20 protein-coding genes and 2 pseudogenes are annotated in these 19,049 nt (G+C 52.0%); 8 read left to right on the top strand and 14 right to left on the bottom strand.

Going from position 1 to position 19,049, the window contains the following annotated elements; genetic code table 11:
• Nucleotides 1-289 precede the first annotated feature (289 nt).
• Complete coding sequence (locus tag D9N13_RS24315) at nucleotides 290-583, top strand: helix-turn-helix domain-containing protein (protein ID WP_411268148.1); 294 nt, start codon at nucleotides 290-292, stop codon at nucleotides 581-583.
• A 156-nt stretch (nucleotides 584-739) separates the two neighbouring features.
• Here D9N13_RS24315 and D9N13_RS11140 read toward each other — a convergent pair whose 3' ends face one another.
• The 5 genes from D9N13_RS11140 to D9N13_RS11120 are packed head-to-tail and all read right to left on the bottom strand — an operon-like array spanning nucleotide 740 to nucleotide 3,865.
• A complete protein-coding gene (locus tag D9N13_RS11140; RefSeq protein ID WP_290589508.1) occupies nucleotides 740-1,405 on the bottom strand; it encodes a hypothetical protein in 666 nt (221 codons plus the stop codon).
• The gene (locus tag D9N13_RS11135) at nucleotides 1,395-1,970 is read right to left on the bottom strand and encodes an RNA polymerase sigma factor (protein ID WP_290589505.1); all 576 of its coding nucleotides are present in this window, start codon (nucleotides 1,968-1,970) and stop codon (nucleotides 1,395-1,397) included. Before D9N13_RS11135 ends, D9N13_RS11140 begins: the two co-directional genes overlap by 11 nt.
• The gene (locus D9N13_RS11130) at nucleotides 1,930-2,691 is read right to left on the bottom strand and encodes a DNA-binding domain-containing protein (protein WP_290589502.1); all 762 of its coding nucleotides are present in this window, start codon (nucleotides 2,689-2,691) and stop codon (nucleotides 1,930-1,932) included. The genes D9N13_RS11135 and D9N13_RS11130 overlap by 41 nt, the downstream gene beginning before the upstream one ends.
• On the bottom strand, nucleotides 2,688-3,581 hold the full coding sequence (locus D9N13_RS11125; protein ID WP_290589499.1) for a DUF692 domain-containing protein: 894 nt from the start codon (nucleotides 3,579-3,581) through the stop codon (nucleotides 2,688-2,690). The genes D9N13_RS11130 and D9N13_RS11125 overlap by 4 nt, the downstream gene beginning before the upstream one ends.
• Nucleotides 3,578-3,865, bottom strand: coding sequence for a DUF2282 domain-containing protein (locus D9N13_RS11120; RefSeq protein WP_290589496.1), 288 nt, complete (start codon nucleotides 3,863-3,865; stop codon nucleotides 3,578-3,580). Before D9N13_RS11120 ends, D9N13_RS11125 begins: the two co-directional genes overlap by 4 nt.
• 437 nt (nucleotides 3,866-4,302) lie before the next feature.
• Between D9N13_RS11120 and D9N13_RS24310 the strand changes: the two are divergent.
• Nucleotides 4,303-4,808 (top strand): annotated as a pseudogene (locus D9N13_RS24310) (metal-dependent hydrolase).
• Nucleotides 4,809-4,855: 47 nt separating this feature from the next.
• On the opposite strand, the gene D9N13_RS11110 reads toward D9N13_RS24310, so the two are convergent.
• The 6 genes from D9N13_RS11110 to D9N13_RS11085 form a co-directional block, all read right to left on the bottom strand.
• On the bottom strand, nucleotides 4,856-6,517 hold the full coding sequence (locus tag D9N13_RS11110; protein WP_290589493.1) for a GMC family oxidoreductase N-terminal domain-containing protein: 1,662 nt from the start codon (nucleotides 6,515-6,517) through the stop codon (nucleotides 4,856-4,858).
• A gap of 324 nt (nucleotides 6,518-6,841) precedes the next feature.
• Nucleotides 6,842-7,183 carry a DUF6488 family protein gene (locus D9N13_RS11105; protein WP_290589491.1) on the bottom strand — a complete coding sequence of 114 codons (342 nt, stop codon included), beginning with the start codon at nucleotides 7,181-7,183 and terminating at the stop codon, nucleotides 6,842-6,844.
• A 23-nt stretch (nucleotides 7,184-7,206) separates the two neighbouring features.
• Complete coding sequence (locus tag D9N13_RS11100) at nucleotides 7,207-7,800, bottom strand: hypothetical protein (RefSeq protein WP_290589489.1); 594 nt, start codon at nucleotides 7,798-7,800, stop codon at nucleotides 7,207-7,209.
• Between the two features lie 9 nt (nucleotides 7,801-7,809).
• Nucleotides 7,810-8,469, bottom strand: a complete 660-nt coding sequence (locus tag D9N13_RS11095; RefSeq protein ID WP_290589855.1) for a HupE/UreJ family protein — start codon at nucleotides 8,467-8,469, stop codon at nucleotides 7,810-7,812.
• A 131-nt stretch (nucleotides 8,470-8,600) separates the two neighbouring features.
• The gene (locus D9N13_RS11090) at nucleotides 8,601-8,954 is read right to left on the bottom strand and encodes a hypothetical protein (protein WP_290589487.1); all 354 of its coding nucleotides are present in this window, start codon (nucleotides 8,952-8,954) and stop codon (nucleotides 8,601-8,603) included.
• A gap of 145 nt (nucleotides 8,955-9,099) precedes the next feature.
• Entirely contained in the window at nucleotides 9,100-9,633 is a 534-nt protein-coding gene (locus D9N13_RS11085; protein ID WP_290589485.1) for a TetR/AcrR family transcriptional regulator, read from the bottom strand.
• A gap of 259 nt (nucleotides 9,634-9,892) precedes the next feature.
• Between D9N13_RS11085 and D9N13_RS11080 the strand changes: the two genes are divergently transcribed.
• Both D9N13_RS11080 and D9N13_RS24250 read left to right on the top strand, forming a co-directional pair.
• The gene (locus D9N13_RS11080) at nucleotides 9,893-10,819 is read left to right on the top strand and encodes an alpha/beta hydrolase (RefSeq protein WP_290589482.1); all 927 of its coding nucleotides are present in this window, start codon (nucleotides 9,893-9,895) and stop codon (nucleotides 10,817-10,819) included.
• 23 nt (nucleotides 10,820-10,842) lie between these two features.
• Nucleotides 10,843-10,989 (top strand): annotated as a pseudogene (locus D9N13_RS24250) (4-hydroxyacetophenone monooxygenase); the annotation flags it as partial.
• Nucleotides 10,990-11,008: 19 nt separating this feature from the next.
• Here the strand turns inward: D9N13_RS24250 and rho are convergent.
• On the bottom strand, nucleotides 11,009-11,956 hold the full coding sequence (rho, locus tag D9N13_RS11075) for a transcription termination factor Rho (protein WP_290589479.1): 948 nt from the start codon (nucleotides 11,954-11,956) through the stop codon (nucleotides 11,009-11,011).
• 350 nt (nucleotides 11,957-12,306) lie between these two features.
• Here rho and D9N13_RS11070 point away from each other — a divergent pair, with 350 nt between their 5' ends.
• The 3 genes from D9N13_RS11070 to D9N13_RS11060 are packed head-to-tail and all read left to right on the top strand — an operon-like array spanning nucleotide 12,307 to nucleotide 16,134.
• Nucleotides 12,307-13,149: a peptidylprolyl isomerase gene (locus D9N13_RS11070; RefSeq protein WP_290589476.1), complete on the top strand. Its 843-nt coding sequence runs from the start codon at nucleotides 12,307-12,309 to the stop codon at nucleotides 13,147-13,149.
• A gap of 2 nt (nucleotides 13,150-13,151) precedes the next feature.
• Nucleotides 13,152-14,153 (top strand): HupE/UreJ family protein, encoded by a 1,002-nt coding sequence (locus D9N13_RS11065; protein ID WP_290589474.1) that lies wholly within the window; start codon nucleotides 13,152-13,154, stop codon nucleotides 14,151-14,153.
• Between the two features lie 58 nt (nucleotides 14,154-14,211).
• Nucleotides 14,212-16,134 (top strand): DUF3604 domain-containing protein, encoded by a 1,923-nt coding sequence (locus D9N13_RS11060; protein WP_290589471.1) that lies wholly within the window; start codon nucleotides 14,212-14,214, stop codon nucleotides 16,132-16,134.
• A gap of 54 nt (nucleotides 16,135-16,188) precedes the next feature.
• Here the strand turns inward: D9N13_RS11060 and D9N13_RS11055 are convergent, their stop codons facing one another.
• Entirely contained in the window at nucleotides 16,189-17,028 is an 840-nt protein-coding gene (locus D9N13_RS11055; protein ID WP_290589468.1) for a hypothetical protein, read from the bottom strand.
• A 190-nt stretch (nucleotides 17,029-17,218) separates the two neighbouring features.
• Nucleotides 17,219-17,680, bottom strand: a complete 462-nt coding sequence (locus D9N13_RS11050; RefSeq protein ID WP_290589465.1) for a MarR family winged helix-turn-helix transcriptional regulator — start codon at nucleotides 17,678-17,680, stop codon at nucleotides 17,219-17,221.
• Nucleotides 17,681-17,997: 317 nt separating this feature from the next.
• Here D9N13_RS11050 and D9N13_RS11045 point away from each other — a divergent pair, with 317 nt between their 5' ends.
• Nucleotides 17,998-19,005 carry a cytochrome P450 gene (locus D9N13_RS11045; RefSeq protein WP_290589462.1) on the top strand — a complete coding sequence of 336 codons (1,008 nt, stop codon included), beginning with the start codon at nucleotides 17,998-18,000 and terminating at the stop codon, nucleotides 19,003-19,005.
• Nucleotides 19,006-19,049 lie beyond the last annotated feature (44 nt).

The raw sequence follows: 19,049 nt of genomic DNA, 5'->3' as shown, positions 1-19,049 counted from the left end.
AGTGTGGCAAAAACCTCCCTATATTGTTGGTGACCCATAATTCCGAGCCGAGATATTATAGTGCGGAAAGCTGAAGCCCTCCTCCCCTCTTTCCATAACACAAAAACGAGGCCCCTACTCCCCTAATACTTTGCAGCAACGCAGGGATTAAAGTAGATTTAATATTTGGTACAAAATTACATCGTTCGGTATAGTACACTCCTCTCCTTGATTCCCCCGCTCCTCACCAATCAGATTTACAACTACAACTCCGCCTAACAACGATCAGGCAAAATCTTTCAAGCCAACCGTGGTCATAGCCACACTCGGAGTGTCCCCGCGCAAACTGCGACGGCTGCTTATGGCTCGGAATTCTTCATTCAGCAATCTCATGCAAGAGACTCGTAAACGACTTACGTGCAAAAATCTCAGCCTTTCCGATGTGGACGTGACAACGCTGGCATTGAATTTAGGATTTTCAGAAGTAGCAGTGTTCAGTAGGGCCTTTAAGCTGTGGACAGGTCTCTCGCCACGGGCGTGCGTAAGGGCACGGGCACACCCGCGTCAGACGCAGTCGATCCAGGCGAAACCGGCACTATACTGAATCGAACTACCTCCTGATCCGCAAGCTTCTCCGGCTAGGATGGTCGCCTGAGCAAATTGTTGGACGCTCTCAACTTCCAACCTAAGGAGGCGCTTCTTCTCGATAGAAATGCACATCCACGACTGAGTTTTATTCGTCTCGACCATCCTTACCGGCTTAGCCCCCATGTTCCGTTTGTGCCGAAACAAACAGCAAGTCTTTCTCAACCCAAATTGTCATCTTTAGCCCTTTGGCATAAAGAACCAGGGGCTTTTCACCTTTATCAATATCCGGCAGCGCCGAAAACACTCGTGGATCATAGGCCGTTTCGTACAACGTCACGCGTTGGGCCTGCTCATCAAGGTAACGCAGTTGCGCTGCGGTAATCCCCTGAATGGAACAGTACCGTCCACCAAGCAAACGGTCCTCACCCAATGGGAACACCTGGGAATGAATGGGGTTAAAATCCAGTTGGGCAAAGTAATGGGCTATTTCGGCCATAGAGCTGGATTCCAGCTCGAGGGGTTTCATCTTCAAGTGATTCCTGGCCACTTCCTGGGCAATGCGTTCGGGCAGGCTAATATTTTGGATCCAAATTCGGGGCAAGGCCAGTACAGCAAACAAGGCCACGGCGACCAATAGCATTGCATAACGTTTCGACACAAACCAAGTAGCCGGTGTGGATGACTGAGCGCAGGTGCTCATGTCTGGGCCAGTAGTGGAATTCGTATCGATAAGATCGGCTTGCAAAAGGCGCTCTTGCAAGCAGTCCAGTTGCTCAGGCGTTAACGATTCCTTTTCGAATCGTTGCGTGACACACTCTCGCAAGGGCTTATGATTCATGTTTTTCACCCCTTTCGGATCTGACATCGTGCATTGGCATGGCAGTAGTAAGTTTTTTACGGATGCGGTGGATGCGGGATAAAACACTACCCCTTGGCTGCTCCAGCTCAGTGGCAATTTGCTGTGCAGTAAAACCCTCAACTGCCCATAGATACATCAGTTCTCTTTCTAGAGGATCAAGCAGGCGCCAGACCTGGTCCAACGTTTGCTCGTCTATGACCATCTGCTCCAGTGTGCGCACATCAAAATCCAACAAAGCCTGTTCGTCCAACTCCACCGTTGTAATGTGGCGCTGCTGCCGATAATCATCAATAAATTGATTATGCATAATTTTTCGCACGTAGCGCATAGCGTTGGCTGGGGCTTGTGATTGACACAGATACTTTTCCAAGGCGGTTTGCAACAGATCATAGGCGCGATCCCGTTCTCCCGTGAGTGATAGGCCATAACGGTAGAGTCGATTCAATTCATCGGCACTGAACAGCGCCGGCTTTTCCGGCTTATTCCTATCCGATAAATGGTCTTTAGTCATAAAATCCTGTGACCCAGTTACGTTGAATGGCATCTGTCAGCTTTTGAGCTGAATCAGGATCCAGTGAGACGATGTCGGCGAATGATCGGCCGCTATCTATCGCCCGCACCAGGTCATACATCTGCCTGTCGATGATGCTCGGCTGTGGCCGGTAGGCTGCTCGCTCAACTAACACATGCTGAAGGGCCTGTTCCACAAGCAAAGGGGAAAGTGTGTCCGCATCAGACTGATGCATGGTCCAAATGTCGGCGACCGGCCACTGAACGGCAACGACTGCGACATCCGGTGCCAGGGTAAACCGTACATCGGGTTGTTGTTCCGGGGTCAGCCTGGCAAAGCGCGAGAAATCAAAGCCCGTGCGATTGGCCGCATGGTATGCGCGCTGAAGCAGCCACTCCAGCCGCGCCATATCTCCAAGATAGGGTACCACCTGTAAAGGTTCTCCAGGGGCCAGCCGCTGATCGATAAAGTTGGGGAACAACTCGCCGTAAGCGTTCAAATCCAGGCTCGATGACGGGTGGGTACGGCAATACCGGAGCGCCAGTTGATTAAAGCAACGTTCGCCCACCAGCATCCGGCAAACGGAAAAGCTTTGTTGGAGAACCGAGAGCAGTGTTTGTTCGGTATTGTTGCGATAAACCGCCAATGCCTGTTCAGTGGACAAGTCACCGGCGCCCTGCACTCGCGCTTTTAATGCACTATCATTACCCTGCATGGCCTGGTAGTAGTCGTGTTGCAGCGCCCTCAGTGTCATGACTGTTCTGCCCTCAATTCTGCCCCCAGTGCGCCCGAACTATGTTTGCACAACGTTGAAGCATGGTAGTCCGTTGCTTGACGTTGCTCCCCCATCAGCACTGACCAGGGTGGCAAATCGTGATCCCACTCGATCAAGGTCGCCACCTGTCCCCACCGCCGCAGCGCGTAGTTATAAAGCCACCAAACCGGTTCGGCCACCGGATGGTTGTGAGCGTCCAGCAGAAAGCCGGCCTTTTCCTGGTAACCCGCCAGATGGATTTCCCTGACCCGTTGTGCGGGCAGGCAATCGATGACCCTCCGGGCATCCTGGCCGTGATTGATTTGGTTGACATACAAATTGTTGAGATCAACCAGTAACAGACAATCGGCCCCTTCCGCGACCCGCGCTAAAAACTCACCCTCGCCGAATTGCGATACTCGGTAGCGCAGGTAGGACGATACGTTTTCAATGAGGATCTGTTCGCCGAGAAAGTCCTGCACCTTGCGGATGCGTTCGATCACATGCCGCACGGCTTCATTGGTGAACGGCAGAGGACAGAGATCGTGGTAATGGTGCCGACGAAATTGGCTGAAGCACAGATGCTCGGAATACCAAACAGCGCCACACCGCTCCTTGAGCCGCTTGATATTGGCGAGATAATCCAAATCCAGAGGATCTGTGCCGCCCAGCGACAAGCCTACGCCGTGTAGCGTTAGCGGATAGCGCTCACTGACGGCATGCAGATAGTCCAGGCTTAACCCACCGGCCGCCAGCCAGTTGTCCGCCAGCAATTCAAACCACGGAATGGCGGGTGTGGTGTCGAGAACCTCCGGAATATGCGGCGTGCGCAACCCGATACCCACACCGGCTATAGTGCTGGGTACCGGCCACTGTTCACCTCGTTTCATCCCTTGGCCGGTTTTAGTGCCGCCACTTTGCCACCGGTGATCTTATTACAGGTGCCTGCGGGAACATAGACCCATTCATTGGGGCTGTTATCGGCTTTCGCCTGCCCAGCACAGCTGTGGCTACCATCCAGGGCGCCACAGTCATTTTTGCCGGCCTTGGCGATGCCGGCACACTTTTCCCACTGAGAAGGTTGGTCTGGCACGGCCTGTGCTGAACTCGTCATCAGGGTTCCCAGGGATAGAATACTTGCGAATGCCAGGGGCATGGCCTTTGAATTGTTCATTATGGTTTCTCCAAGCGTTAACGAAAACAGTATGTAGCAAATGGCTCTATTGCCACCATTGCTCATCTATAGACGTGTAGATTGGCCATTTGATTGCAGCACAAAGCAATTTTTTTAATTCCGTCGTTTATTCGCTTTACTGCTGATCGAACAATATTAGCCAAAACTTAACCCAGCTTTAGAGTACGCTGACGCACAGACTGCCGGTCCAGTAAAGCGCAAAGTAAAAGTAATGCCGATTATTTCCCAGGACACCAGAAGGAGTGCCCCTACCTCACGCACTGTTCCATTCAGGTATAAGATCGTTTGGATGCACGGTCAGCCAACTTTTATCGATTGGCATGTTTACTGGCCGTAATAACGGCGAAATCAGGTAAATCCGGGAGGCTGCCGGTTTATTCAACAATGGCAGACGGTGAGACCTACAGCAAGGACATCTGGATTTCGACTTCGATGCATCCACCGCGAAAAAGTATTTTTATGCCAACGATCCGTTTCTCAGCGCGTTCTGGCTGGCCATGTCCACGGTATTTCCGGCGGGGGAAGATTTCTTCATTGAGTCGGTGCGCCACTACCGGGACCAGATCGATGACCCGGTGCTGAGATCCCAGATCGCCGGCTTTGTTGGCCAGGAGGCAATGCATAAAAAGGAGCACATGGCCTGGAATGCCATGGCACGCCAGAAAGGCTACCCCACCAGAGCCCTGGAAGAAATTCTGGGCGGCGTACTGGGCGGCCTGCAACGCTTTACACCGAAGATTTTTCATCTGGCAACCACGGTTTGTCTGGAGCATTACACGGCGATCCGGATGCCCTGAAGCTCTGGCTGTGGCACGCGCTGGAAGAGAACGAGCACAAAGCGGTGGCGTTCGATGTGTATCAACAGGTGAGTGGCAACTACTTGATCAGGGCTGGCACCTGCTCCTGCATTGGCTTCGTGTAGCCGTTGCCACGGTCGCAGGTGCCAAACACTCAATCATCACTTACTTGTTAGATAATGGTACCCACGTCGTTCTGCACAATGCGGTCCATGGCGCGTTCCACGATGGCGGCAATGGTCCAGGAAGGATTACAGGCAGCCGTGGTTCCCGGCATCAAAGAGCCATCCAACACATACAGTCCCTTCTGACCTTTTACCCGCCCTTCGAGATCACACACCCGATCGATACAAGCACCGCCCAGCGGGTGCCAAGTGCTGTTGATGGTGTCGTTGGTATTGATCAGTTGGCTCTCGGGGCCGGCCACTGCAGAAATCCGCTCACGAATACGGGCAGCCAACTCGTCATCGCCCCCTTTAGGCCAATTGAGTTCAACCCGACGACGAGTAGAATTGTAACTGAAATAACCCCTACCACGACTGACACCATAGCCCACCAACATAGTAGCGGGGGTACCCGGCAACGTCGGATCGTTGGACTCTGCGGCAATGCCGGACACGCCCGGCAACAATGAACTGGGTAGGGCGGAAGAGAACTCACGGCCCGGAACCAGGGGCGGTAAGGATGCCTGAATAACGGTGTTGGCCAGTTGATTGGGGTCGTTCCACTCCTGGCTGTAGTAAACCACGGGGCCACCCTGGCGGGGGCCGGGGTTCTCGGGCATTTTGTTCCAGATATAGATCTGGTCACCGTTGGTACCGTAGCCCTGGCCAAGTTCGTCGGGCAGATCGGGGATTCGGCCTTCAGCAGCGGCACTGAGCAACAATTTATTGGTATTGGCGGTGCCTGCCGCCATAATCAGGGTGGGGGTTTTAATGATCTTATGTTCGAGCACGGTGCCACGCAGGCTGGTGCGATCCACATACACCAACCAGGAACCGTCCGCATCCCGTTCGATTTCGCGCACATGGTGCAGCGCTTCGACAGTCACATTACCGGTGGCAAGGGCCTGATCAATGTAGGTAACGTCAACCGATTGCTTGCCACCGTTTCTTACACCAAATGCACAGTCCCCATTGGTATAAGAGGGCCTCATCAAGCCGTCGAGTTCATCCAGCGCATACTGCCAGTCGATGGGCATGGGAACCTTGTCAACGTTATAACCCGCCTTTTTTACCCGGTCGGCAAAGATCCGCGCTGCCTTATAGGTGGTGCTATTGACCAACTCGTCCGGCGCGGTTTGCAGCTTTAACATCTCGGCCACCCGGGGGTAGTAGACTTCGTCCATTTCCCGGTAGTCAATTTCTGCGGGAAACCAATCGGTAAAATTCTTTTCATCGGGCTGCAGGCTCATGCCCTGATACACCAGGGACCCACCACCGACACCGCAAGCCGATACGATGGTATGGGTGGGGGAAGCCATGGTCTCCAGAATGCCCGCGTAGGGCCACAGGCCGATACGGAAACCATTGTATTCCGGCCAGGCTGTATAGAAGAAGTGCTTCTGGCTTACCACAGTAGCACTGGGAAACGTAGTGGAATTTGGGCCGGTGGGCCACCAACGCCCTTTTTCCAACACCAGGACCTTAACCCCGGCCTGGGCCAGCCTCAGGGCGCTAATACCGCCCCCAAACCCGGAGCCAATAACCACCGCACGTTCTTCTGAACGTGTGGTCCGCCGCCAAAGGGCAGCTTCGGACTTATTGGGAACGGTGGTGGAAGCGGCGACGGCAGCAGCGCCTCCGATAAACTTACGGCGATTGAACTTGTTCATGATATTGATGCCTTGATTTTGTTTTTCGAAAGTAACAGTACGGCGACATGGCCCCAGATGTGACAATGCTGATTGTCAGAATATAAAAAGTCTAACGGCTACTCCGGCGCAGCCGCAACCTGTTCTTTGTGTCTTATGTTATCCGAGCGTTACTTTTTGGACTGGTTCATACTTTTGGGCGCTGTATACATAGTGTATAGCCAAAGAATGAGATTGATGCCCCCGGCGGAATACAGGGCACCCTCCTCCTTACTCCATCATTGATAGGATTCAGGAGAAGCGCAAAAAAAGGGGCCTGTATCAGGCCCCTTGCGCAGGAATGAACTAGATTTTCCCTTCGTGGTTAGCGGAGATCGGATTGCCAAACTCATCGATAAAAACATGCAGGCTGCGCTTATCTTCCTCTTTCACATTGTCGTTCTTAAATACAACAACCCACACTTTTCCATAGCGGCTTTCGCGCTGGGTCGCTGGTTTTTTACTTGACGTCTTCCAGGATTCGGCCAGTTGTTTACTGTTTACCAGGTTTTGTACGGTCATATCTGCAACGGCTTCTGCCTGTTCAACGGTAACCGGATCAAAGGAGGCATGATTTGAATGAGCCATCAGTTGCACCGGCATCAGGGTCATCAGAGTCATAAAGGCAATTTGGATTAAACGTTTCATTCGATATCTCCATTAGATTATTCTTAAAGTTGATAAAGTTTTTCGTAATAGCCGCTGGTTGTTAACGTAATCGTGACAGGCTCTTTGCCTTGATTATGCCAATACCAACCGTGGGTACCGGAAAACGGGGCAACAAACTCCCCGTGTGCGCTGGGTTGATTGCGGCCTTTCCAATAGCTGGTAAAGGTATCCATATTGCCGATGGGTTCTCCATGCATGTCGAAGTTCAAGCCTCCATCATTGGCTTGCCAACTAAATACAAAGCGCTCCCCTTCCTGCATCATGGCTTTTACTTCCGTGCCTTCATCAGGCTGAAGCGTGAGAGACAGAGTATCCGACCTGAAGCTGGTTTCACTCTTCCAGACCGGAGCCAGGGTTGCGCTGGACGACATCAACAGATTGCCACTGGGCACTTCCATCGATTCAGCAACATCGGCTGCACTTAACCCATTGAGCCCCATACGGGAACCCAGGCCAGTTGGATCAATCCCGTACTCTGCCGGTAGTATGGCGGTAACAAGAACCAGCGCGCCGACCAAAAGCGCGATGATGGTGGCTTTGATGAGGCTTGCTGAAGTTGGCAAGCCATCTTTATTGAAGTCACTTATATCGTGCATGACGACTCCTTAAGAATGAAAAAAGTAACCGGTGGCCTGATAACCCACCAGAATGAAACCCGCCGACATCAACACTACATTACTGGTGAAAGCATGACGGACAAATGAAGCAGACTGGCGCCAGTAGTTCATCAATATGAGGATAGCGCCTAAGGCCAACAGCTGACCGATCTCCACGCCCACATTGAACGCCAGTATGTTCGCCACCAGGCCATCTTCCGACAGTTTGAAATCCTGCAATTTGGTAGCCAGGCCGAAGCCATGAAAGAAACCGAAGATAAGCACCGCTGCCTTGGTATTGGGTTGCACACCAAACCAACGGCGAAACGCTCCCAGGTTATCGAGTGCCTTGTACACCACGGAAAATCCGATAATGGCATCGATAATATAGGGATTCACATGGGTGCCGCTCAGCACACCATAAAGCAGCGTTACGCTGTGCCCTACCGCGAACAAGGTCACGTAAAGGCCAACCTCTTTCATTCGGTACAGAAAGAAGATCACACCAAACAGAAACAGCAGGTGATCGTAACCGGTCACCATGTGCTTTGCGCCAAGATAGATAAAGGGTATCAGCTGTGCGCCGGCACTTTGCTCCAGGAACGCCGCATCATCTTCTGCCACCCCATGTGCAAAGGTTGGGCTGCTCATGATAAACCCGGCCATCATAACACCGCATAACAGCAGTATTTTGGCGCCCCGGGTTCGAGCCCCATCCCAACCCGGCGAGAATAAACTCGTCATTGTAAACTCCATAGAATGATTGAATTGAGAACCGCATCCACGCAAGTGGAAACCGTTCAGGATGTGAGGGTTGAACAGGTTTCTTTCGGGGGGCGATAGAGTGTGGCCGATACCACATCAGGAGGGAATTGCGGTGACCCGTCAACCGGGGGATAGCGTGGGCTGCGAAACGCTTCCGCCTCAAGCAGCACAGGAACCGAATATTCAATGCTGTCCATAATATGGATGATCTGGTGCGTCGCGCCATCCGCTTCATCCAGTAGATCGCTGCCAGTATGATGATGGTGGGCTAAATAACCCTGATGGGCTGGATCGACATGTATCATGGTGTGCTGACTGGCATGCAGGCATTGCACAATGACCCAATACCCGCGCCCGCACACCACAAACAGCAAGCTGATGGTTAGCATGGCTACGGTCAGGTGCCTGCTTTTACAGCCACTTGTACAGCCTTTTTTCCAGCGAGTTCCACCCACGGAATCCATATTCCTTACTGTTATGCATGATGATGTTCCACATCATATACCACAAAGACCGGTGAATTAAGTATCTACATCAGGGGGTAACCAGCGCAGCGCAGATCGCGCGATTCTGCTCCTCGGAAAGAGAATGAGCGAGCAACCCCTCGATGGTGAATACACTGATTTTCACTAGCGCCTCGATTTTCTGCGGTGCTATGCCACTTTTCTGTAATTCCAGGCGCAGCAATTGTTCACTAAAGGCATGAAAACGATCATGCCAAGTATTTATAGCGGGTGACTGTTCCAGTCGGGAATGTACAGTACCTACCAGGCGGCTGACCTGCTTGAGGTGGTTGACAACCCAGAGCAGGAGCTCAGGTGAGCTCATGGTCGGTAGAGCCTGATATTCGCCCATGCGCGCCGAGAACTCGGCATCGAGCACGGCCACCAGCACATCATCCTTGTCCTTGAAATACCAGTAGATTGTATTCGGCGCGACCCCTGCGGCGGTTGCCAGACGGTTTATGGAGGCGGCCTCGTAGCCTTCCTCCAAAAACAAGGCCCTGGCCGCGGCAACAATTTCGTCCCGCTTTTCCTCTCGGCCCTGCTCTCGCTTGATTCGCGCCATGGTCTCTCTCCTGCTAGCCGGTCAGGTACGGTATCCCAACCAAAGTTTACGAGGGGTATTATATCTCCTGTTGAATATCGTTCAACAATTGGTTACTATCTGTTGAACGCCATTCAACACAATGCAGGATATGACTATGAGCGAGGTCATATCCGCGGGAACCTCGGATGAGCTTTCCACGGGTGAACGGCTTCAGTTGTTTGCCGCACTTGAAGCGCCTGACCTTCCGGATAACTAAAAAACAATCGCAGAGGCAAATATGATCAACCGGAGCAATCCAGATACGTCTGACATCACAACGAGAGTTATAAAGTCCACTTTTGTCACGGGGGGTGACACCTGCTCCGCCATGCTTCACGTCCCAGAAGGAACAGGCGACACGCAACTGCCGGGAATCCTGATGGTCGGCGGCTGGGGCAGTGTACAGCAGGCGCTGACGATTTCTTTCGTGAACCGTTTTGTGGCCGCAGGCTATGCCGTCATGGAATTCGATTTTCCCGGCTGGGGTTTGAGTGGCGGCTGGCCGCGTCAGGATATTAACCCCTGGCGGCGCGTGAAGGCGGCAAGCGCCGCGTTGGCACATCTCAAAAGCCAGCCTCAGGTAGCCGCGCACCGTATTGTGTTGTGGGGCACGTCATTTGGCGGCGGCCACGTGGTCGATCTTGCAACACAGCATCCCGATCTGCACGGCGCCATCATACAGGTACCCATGCTGGACGGCCTGGTGACGCTACGTGCCACGCCCCTACCGCGGATGGTCCAGCTCTTGGGGCTTGGTGTCGCTGGATGGCTGAAGCCCGGCACCGCAATTCAAGTCCCGACGGTGGCGCGCAAAGGCGAGTTCGGCACCATGGACCGGGACAATGCCTGGGAGGCGCTGCAAATGGGGCTCGAAGCACACCCCGACGCAAAATATGTGAACCGTGTGACCGCGCGCTCCGTGCTGACAATCGGGTTCTACCGCCCTTGGACCCGCCTCAAGGACGTGCAGGTTCCGATGCTGATCGTGGGTGCAACCCGAGACACGGTAGCGCCATTCGTCGAAGACAAAGTGTGCAAGGTGGCCAACTCCCATCTCAGCGTGGTCCAGATCGATGCGGATCATTTCGATCCCTACTTTGAGCCTTGCTTCCCCGATGCGCTAAAGCCTCAGTTGGGATTCCTGAATGAAGTGATGCCGATCTAACCGCGGAGACGCCGCCTGACACCGGCATCACCGTGAGCGGCTTCCCGAACCTGTTCATGCTTTGCGGCCCGAACACCAATCTGGGCCACAATTCCATCGTCTATATGCTGGAGAGCCAGATCAACTACATCGTCACTGCGGGTGAGGCGTATCTCACCCCTCGGCCACAAGCGGACGTAGCATGACATTTTAGAATTGATTCAATAGCTCAGCGTTCGTTGGGTATCTTTCAAGTAACTCGACCAGTCTCCTCGCACCCTCAACAGGCTTAAGGTTGACAAGCGCCCTGCGTAACCGTCTTACTTTTTCAATATCCTTCGAATCCAGAAGAATCTCCTCGCGGCGCGTGCTACTCTTTGCAATATCCAGCGCGGGAAAAATTCGCTGATTTGCTACCTCGCGCGACAGGACCAGTTCCATATTGCCCGTACCCTTGAATTCTTCAAATATAACCTGGTCCATCCGGCTGCCGGTATCAACGAGAACGGTCGCAAGAATGGTAAGCGACCCGCCACCTTCAATCTTTCTGGCGGCACCGAACAATTTTCGTGGTATCTCCATTGCCCTGGTGTCAATTCCGCCCGACATTGTACGGCCGCCGCCCTTCTGCTCTGCATTATGTACTCGTGAAAGCCGTGTGAGTGAATCAATCACAATCATGACATTACGACCTTCGCCAGCCTCCCGGCGTGCCGTGTCAAGCAGGTCGTTGGCTATGCGCACGTGCTGATCATAACTTTCATCGGAGGAAGAAGCATGTACCTGGGCCGGCACGCTACGCTTAAAATCAGTGACCTCTTCCGGACGCTCATCAATAAGCAACGCATATAGCCTTATATCGGGATACGCTTTGCCCACCGCCTGGCAAATATGCTTCAAAATCGTCGTTTTTCCGGAACCCGGTGGAGCGACAATCAAACCTCGCTGCCCCATCCCGATTGGCGTGATCAAATCCATGGCGCGCACAGTAAGCTGCTGAGAACCTGATTCAAGACCAATGCACTCAAAAGGATTGATGGCTACACCCTTTAAAAAGCACTTCTGCGGGTCACTTTGAGAGACATCCTCGGTCATCTTATCAACGGACTTGGAATCTTTATTTCGTTTAGCATTTAAAGTTAATGTTTTTCTCACCATGATATTGGTCTTTTACTCTGAAAAATCGGCTTCTTATCGAAGTAGCATGCATGTTAAGGTAAGCATACTGCTATTCTTCGGTTCATTCTAACTATTCCTAATATAGGCCATTCAAAAACGCCATCGAGAAACAGCGCGTGAACATGCGAAAGTTCAAACCTCAATCAGCCCGATGGCCACTTCCTGATTGATCCGGCTATACCATATTGAGCTGGTTATATAGTAATATCGGTCGATAGCAAGGGGACTGAATTGCCCCGCTCCATTGGCCCTCTCAATCACCCCTCTCATGCTCGCATGCGAATTGTGTCATGGAGGCCCGAAGCCACGTCTGGCAGTGGGAAATCGCTGTGAAACTGTTAAAAGATCCTTTTCTTCATTTTGTTGTAATCGGTGCGCTTCTTTTTGTCACCTATCTATGGGTTAATCCAGCCAGCATGGCCGACCATAGGGAAATCGTGGTGGATGCTGGTCGTATTGAACAACTGATTGCCCGTTTTGAACGTACCTGGAATCGCGCGCCGTCTGACGAAGAATTAAAAGGCATCATCGACAATTTTATCGTAGAGGAGATCCTCTATCGACAGGCACTGACAATGGGACTAGACAACAATGACAGTGTCATACGTCGAAGGCTGCGCCAGAAACTGGAATTTCTCACCATGGAGGCCACCAGCTTAGAGGAACCCTCCGACACCGAATTACAACAGTACCTGGAACAAAACCCCGAACAATTCCAAACAGCAGCACGCTTCAGTTTTGAGCAGATATATATCAAGATCGACCAGTCAAAGGGCGGCATCAAAGCGCAGGTCGAGATTATTCAGGAGCGGTTACGAAAAGGCGAGCAGGTAGCCGGAGCGCGCAGCCTGATCCCGGAAAGATTTGAGCAAGTAACCGACTTTGAGGTTGATCGAATATTCGGAAACGGATTTGCTAAAAGTCTGGAAAAGCTACCCCTTGATCAGTGGAGTGAACCTTTGACATCAGGATTGGGAACCCACTTGGTACGGATCAGCGCCTATCAACCACCTCAAATACCCCCTCTAGTGTCGGTGCAAAAGGAAGTGCTACGAGAGTGGAGAAACACTAGAAATCAACAGATGAAGGCCCAGCTGCTGGAACAGCTTCGAGCCAATTACACCATAGTGATCGAATCAGAACGTCTATCTCCCCAGCAAGGAGGGAGTTAGCGATGAAGTTTCAGACACTGGTCATTGTAGTGGCAATACTGTTGAACACGTTTATTCAACGCGTCTCGGCCGACGATATCCGCCCCGCCTATCTTCAGTTGTCTGAAATTGCTCCTGATCGATTCCAGGTATTGTGGAAAGTGCCTGCAAAGGGAGCAGCTCAGCGCCTGGCATTGGATGTAAAATTTGATACTCAAACCCGTACGCTGAGTGTTCCCGTGGACGGTTATATTGGAGGTGCTCATTTGCAACGCTGGGCCATAGAGCGCAGCGGAGGGCTGACAGGCCTGCCAATTCACATAGACGGATTGGAAAAAATAGCCTCTGAAGTGTTGTTGCGAATCCAGTACCTGGATGGAAGGGTCTCAATCAACCGCGTAACTCCGGATGCTCCAACTCATAGGGTGACGGCTCCACCCGGAATGACTGAAACGATACGGACTTATTTCACGCTCGGTGTTGAGCATATTTTGATCGGTTTCGATCACCTGTTGTTTGTGCTGGTCCTGATGATTCTGGTGCCGAACCTGCGTAAATTAGTGTGGACCATTACGGCCTTTACTATTGCCCATAGCATTACATTAAGCCTTGCGGCATTATCCGTAATACGGGTTCCTGTCCCACCGGTAGAGGCCTGTATCGCGCTCAGTATCGTGTTTGTCTCCAGCGAAATTATTCGGTCACAGCGAGGCAACCCCGGCATAGCCGAACAACACCCCTGGCTGGTGGCGTTTACTTTCGGCTTGCTGCACGGCCTCGGCTTTGCCGCCGCTTTGGAGCGAGTTGGCTTACCGCAGACGGATATCCCCGCTGCGCTGCTGTTTTTCAATGTGGGCGTTGAGATAGGTCAATTGGGGTTTGTAGCCGTTCTTTTACTGTTGGTCGGATTGATTAAGCGCTACTTAAGCGTTTCGACCATTATAACGCGGGGTGTACCGGCTTATGCTGCTGGTTCCCTTGCCGCGTTCTGGACCATAGAACGTACTGTCGCTTTCTGGAATTAGTATGGAACCGAAGCCCGTTTTTAAGCGAGAAAGCAATCTACTGACAAGGAGTTCCAACATGAAGAAAGTCCGATGCCTGGTCGCGCTATTGGGGGCCGCCACTCTGTTTCCAGGTAGCGCTCATGCGCATGATATTGGAAGCCTTGATGCGAAAACGGCAGAGAAGGTTCACAAGAGCAAAGCCTATTCCCCTTATGTAAACCGTAACTTCCCCACCCGCCCCTTGTTCGGTGACACCCATTTGCATACTGGGTTTTCCATGGATGCTGGGGCCTTCGGCGCTAAGTTGACGCCCCGTGACGCCTACCGCTTTGCACGGGGGGATCAGGTCATGGCCTCCTCCGGACAACCGGCGAAACTGGCTCGGCCTTTGGACTTTTTAGTGGTTGCGGATCATTCCGACAATATGGGAATGTTTCCGGATTTGTTCGCGGGAAATCCCAATATTCTCGCCGATCCGATGGGTAAGAAATGGTACCAGATGATCCAGGAAGGCAAAGGCGCCCAAGCAGCACTGGATATTATAACCCAGTTTTCCCAGGGCACCTTTCCTAAAGCCCTAATGTATGCACCTGGCACAGCGGCCTATAAAAACGCCTGGCAGGATACCATCGACGCGGCGGAAGAATACAACGACCCCGGTCGCTTTACCGCATTTATCGGTTACGAATGGACTTCTCTGGTTAAGGGCAACAACCTGCACCGCAACGTCATCTTCCGAGACAATGGCGACAAAGCCAGTCAGGTAGAACCTTTTACCGTGTATCCTCCAGCCGGCAGTGCGAACCCGGTGGACCTGTGGAAGTGGATGCAAAACTACGAAGACAAAACCGGTGGCCAGGTGCTGGCCATTGCCCACAATGGAAATCTCAGCAATGGCACCATGTTCCCGGTTGAAAAGAGCTTCGGGAAGCGCTTGGACAAAAGCTATGTGCAGCAGCGTGAAAAGTGGGAAAGGCTATACGAAGCAACGCAGACCAAAGGGGATGGCGAGGCCCACCCTGCTCTTTCACCCAATGACGAATTTGCGGATTTTGAAACCTGGGATAAAGGCAACCTGGATGGCTCTGTTGCTAAAACAAAGGACATGTTAGCAGGTGAATACGCGCGAAGTGCTTACAAGTCCGGGTTGAAACTGGAAGAGAAACTGGGCACCAACCCTTATAAATTTGGGTTGGTGGGTAGTAGTGATGCCCATACTGGCCTCGCCGCACTGGAGGAGGAAAACTTCTTTGGAAAAACCACGCCACAGGAACCCAGCCCTGAGCGTATCAGCGCGGTGTTCATGAATAACAAGAAAACAGGCATTACTATTCATGATTGGGAAGTGGGCTCGTCTGGATACGCGGCGGTATGGGCTGAAGAAAACACCAGGGAATCCATCTGGGATGCTATGGAGCGAAAAGAAACTTACGCCACCACCGGCACCAGAATGATCGTGCGCTTCTTTGGCGGTTGGGAATTTGAGGATGCGGATGCCAATACCCGGAACCCGGCAGACACCGGCTACCTGAAGGGCGTCCCTATGGGTGGGGATATACACTCGGCCCCTAACGGAAAGACCCCCACTTTCCTGGTGGCCGCATTGCGGGATCCCATTGGCGCTAACCTTGACCGAATACAAATCATTAAGGGATGGCTAGATCAAAAAGGCAACCTGAAGGAAAAGGTCTATGACGTGGCCTGGAGCGATAATCGCAAGCCAAACAGTGAAGGAAAAATTCCTGCCGTTGGAAGTACCGTTGATATCGAAAACGCAACCTGGACCAACACCATTGGCGCGACTGAACTCATCAAAGTTTGGAAAGACCCCGATTTCAATCCAAAGGAGCGGGCGTTCTATTACGCACGAGTAATTGAGATACCAACGCCTCGCTGGACTGCATACGATCAGAAACGATTTGGGATAACTGCACCGGAGGGTACGCGTTTAACGATTCAGGAACGGGCCTATACTTCCGCCATCTGGTATACGCCATAGCCTGTTTGCGAGGGCCTGTTTGCGAGGGTCTGAATTCTCAGCAGACCCTCACATCTACATAAACCAGGAAACAAACAGGTTGATGCCATTGAGTTTATTATCATACTCGAATTTGTAAGCGGACGTTGTTTCTGACGCGCTTAGGCTATCACTGGCCAAAGCGGCTCCAATGCCGACATTGTCCATAATGGCATACTCTATTCCGAGCTGGGTTTCGGAATAAGATCCATCCCAATCATCGTATTTCATATAAAATCCCTCTGCCTTGAGAAACCAGTACAGAGAAGGGTTAATGCGGTAGTTAAGCGCTATACCCAATGTGGGCAACGGGACGGTGTGCGCCACTCGTCGGCTTTCCTGAGTCGTAGGATTACCGGTTGAATCTGTTTTTACGTCCAGATCAACTTCAAACTTCGATATATGCAAACCGCCACCAAAGCTCAACTCTACTTTATCGGTATGATGAAACGACCAGTAATAGCCAACTTTGACGATATCGTAGAGCATAGAGCTGGAAACTTCGCTCCCCGCGTCGATGGTGATCTGGTTACCATCAGGATCGACCCAATCTACGGAGGTTCTGAGTGTCTTGCTGGAATCCGTGTCAAAACGATACCAGGACGCCGCGATTTGACTGGTGGGGGATATTCTATAGTGAGCATCCAGCTTCAAGACCGTGCTTTCAATATCTAAACCGAGGGTATCGGTTGGGCTCAATGCGGCTCCAACACCAAGGTTTTTCTCCACCAGAGACATGGTTGAATCCGCGCGAAACACACTGTATCCACCCAGTGATACATAGACCCTTTCCATCATGGCCCGGTCCCCACCATCGGCATGGGCCAACGGTGCCAATGACAGCAACCCCGCAGAACACACATATTTTACATTCATTTTTGTTTCACTTGAGTTAGCAAACGGACCAGATGATCGTGCCCAATGAGCTGAAAGGTTTCACGCAATAAAGTAAACATAAACACCAGTACAATCAACCACATTGGTATCACCAGAAAATGAGGCCACGAAACAGCTGTAGTTCCCCTGTGTTGGAAAGCGACACGCTGGAATCTGGAATACAGAAATATCACGAACCATCATTGCTCAACCTAGAGCCAATAATTGTCAGGACTTCTTTAGCTTCTTTGAGTCGCTTCTTACTAATCCCTTCGGATAATGCCTTTACCCAAGGCCCCTGCAGGTCTATCGCCTGCTGGAACGCTTTTTCGCCTTTTGCTGTCATAACGACCAGTTTTGAACGCTTGTGGTGTGGATTTTCTTCCAGCGTTAGCATGCCTTCAGCCACCATTTCATTCACCACCCGTTGCACACTCTGTCGTGTCAAACCCATGTTTCTGGCGAGGCGTGCGGTGGTTTCAGGTACTCCCACCTTAGCAATCGCACCCAATACCTGCCAACGGGCCCCGGTCAACCCAAACTTGGAAACCAGCTTGTCTGCCGTAGCCAGCAGCAACCCATTCAGCCGGAATACTTCCACGATCAGGTCGTTTGTTTCCGGGTTTATATTTTTGTCAGTTATTTTGATCACTTGACAGCTCCACATTTTATTGACAGCATACTGTCATATTGGGATTTTAGTACAATATAGACACAGTATTTCACTTTGCCTCTACGGAGTCACCCGGCATGTCACAGGCGATCCCTGCAAAAATGCTTTTGGACCGTGCAATTCTCGATAATCCCTATCCCTTTTATCAACGGCTCCAAAAGAATGCGCCGGTATGGCAGGTTCCAGGAACCTCTATCTACCTGGTGACCCGCCATGCCCTCCTTGTGGAGGCAACTCGGCGCGTAGACGACTTTTCATCCAGTCTAACCAGCGTGCTTTACCGCAGGTTTAATGGCGTGCCAGGACGGATAACACACAAAGCGGGAGCCTTACCGGTACTGGCAACCGCTGACCCACCCTTACACACCCAGCACAAGACCGCTGTTTTCTCCCACTTTTCTGCGAAATCGATTGCGGCTCTGAAACCGGAAATCGAAGCAGTTGGCAAAGACTGTATCAACAAGGCGCTGTCGGAAGGGAAAGCCGACTTTATGGCAGAAATCGGTAATCCTCTACCCATGAAGATCGTCAGTGACCTGGTCGGCTTCAGGAAGAGCAACATAGATAAGTTACTGCAAGCGGCATTTGATTCAACAGCAGTGGTCAGTGGGTCTTCCTCCATTTTCCAGTTGGGCTGGTGTATGCTGCGTTCCTACCTCTCCTATCGTTGGGTTGGCACTCAGTTGCGTTCTGCATCCACTGATCAGCAGGATATTTTGGGTTCCATCAAGCGCAGCATCGATGCTGGTGTTTTGAGTGAAATGGAAGGCCGGGCATTCCTGCTCTTGTTCCTGGCAGCAGGCGGTGAATCCACTACCAGCTTGTTGGGGAGTGCCGTCAGGATACTGGCGGATGATCAGGCTTTACAAACCACACTGCGTGAACAACCGGATTTAATTCCGGCCTTTATCGAAGAAGTGCTCAGACTGGAATCCCCCTTTCGATTTCATCTACGCTCGACGCCGAAAGACACAGTGTTGGGTAATGTCCCTATTCCTTCTGGTTCTACTGTATTGTTGTTCTGGGGCGCAGGTAACCGGGATCCGGAGACATTCATCAATCCAGACAACATCGACCTGACCCGCCCCAGAAAGCATATAACTTTTGGTCGGGGAATCCATACCTGTATAGGTGCCCCCCTAGCCCGACTGGAGGCGCTAACCGTGTTGCAGTTACTGCTCGCGAGCACGTCCCGCATTGCTCTGGACCCGGCTGACTCACCGCAGTGGGTCAGTAGCCTGCAGGTACGGCGTTACCAGAAGCTTCCTGTCATTTTAACGCCCCGCCGGCCCGGTGTAATATGAACTCCTAGCAGCGTATTTATGGTAAATCGATGGAGTTGGTGGGA

The sequence above is a fragment of the Ketobacter sp. GenoA1 genome (assembly GCF_003671475.1).
In the GTDB taxonomy this organism is placed as follows: Bacteria; Pseudomonadota; Gammaproteobacteria; order Pseudomonadales; family Ketobacteraceae; genus Ketobacter.
The sequence above is the reverse complement of the archived record's forward strand: the minus strand, read 5'-3'. Positions and strand labels throughout refer to the sequence as shown.

What these genes read in the sequence shown, in the direction of transcription:
- D9N13_RS11060 (WP_290589471.1), top strand. Translation starts at nt 14,212, where the DNA reads ATGAAGAAAGTCCGATGCCTGGTCGCGCTATTGGGGGCCGCCACTCTG.
- D9N13_RS11105 (WP_290589491.1), bottom strand. Translation starts at nt 7,183, where the DNA reads ATGAAACGTTTAATCCAAATTGCCTTTATGACTCTGATGACCCTGATG.
- D9N13_RS11085 (WP_290589485.1), bottom strand. Translation starts at nt 9,633, where the DNA reads ATGGCGCGAATCAAGCGAGAGCAGGGCCGAGAGGAAAAGCGGGACGAA.
- D9N13_RS11055 (WP_290589468.1), bottom strand. Translation starts at nt 17,028, where the DNA reads ATGAATGTAAAATATGTGTGTTCTGCGGGGTTGCTGTCATTGGCACCG.
- D9N13_RS11080 (WP_290589482.1), top strand. Translation starts at nt 9,893, where the DNA reads ATGATCAACCGGAGCAATCCAGATACGTCTGACATCACAACGAGAGTT.
- D9N13_RS11135 (WP_290589505.1), bottom strand. Translation starts at nt 1,970, where the DNA reads ATGCCATTCAACGTAACTGGGTCACAGGATTTTATGACTAAAGACCAT.
- D9N13_RS11120 (WP_290589496.1), bottom strand. Translation starts at nt 3,865, where the DNA reads ATGAACAATTCAAAGGCCATGCCCCTGGCATTCGCAAGTATTCTATCC.
- D9N13_RS11140 (WP_290589508.1), bottom strand. Translation starts at nt 1,405, where the DNA reads ATGAATCATAAGCCCTTGCGAGAGTGTGTCACGCAACGATTCGAAAAG.
- D9N13_RS11095 (WP_290589855.1), bottom strand. Translation starts at nt 8,469, where the DNA reads ATGATGGCCGGGTTTATCATGAGCAGCCCAACCTTTGCACATGGGGTG.
- D9N13_RS11130 (WP_290589502.1), bottom strand. Translation starts at nt 2,691, where the DNA reads ATGACACTGAGGGCGCTGCAACACGACTACTACCAGGCCATGCAGGGT.
- rho (WP_290589479.1), bottom strand. Translation starts at nt 11,956, where the DNA reads ATGGTGAGAAAAACATTAACTTTAAATGCTAAACGAAATAAAGATTCC.
- D9N13_RS11065 (WP_290589474.1), top strand. Translation starts at nt 13,152, where the DNA reads ATGAAGTTTCAGACACTGGTCATTGTAGTGGCAATACTGTTGAACACG.
- D9N13_RS11110 (WP_290589493.1), bottom strand. Translation starts at nt 6,517, where the DNA reads ATGAACAAGTTCAATCGCCGTAAGTTTATCGGAGGCGCTGCTGCCGTC.
- D9N13_RS11090 (WP_290589487.1), bottom strand. Translation starts at nt 8,954, where the DNA reads ATGCTAACCATCAGCTTGCTGTTTGTGGTGTGCGGGCGCGGGTATTGG.
- D9N13_RS11100 (WP_290589489.1), bottom strand. Translation starts at nt 7,800, where the DNA reads ATGCACGATATAAGTGACTTCAATAAAGATGGCTTGCCAACTTCAGCA.
- D9N13_RS11125 (WP_290589499.1), bottom strand. Translation starts at nt 3,581, where the DNA reads ATGAAACGAGGTGAACAGTGGCCGGTACCCAGCACTATAGCCGGTGTG.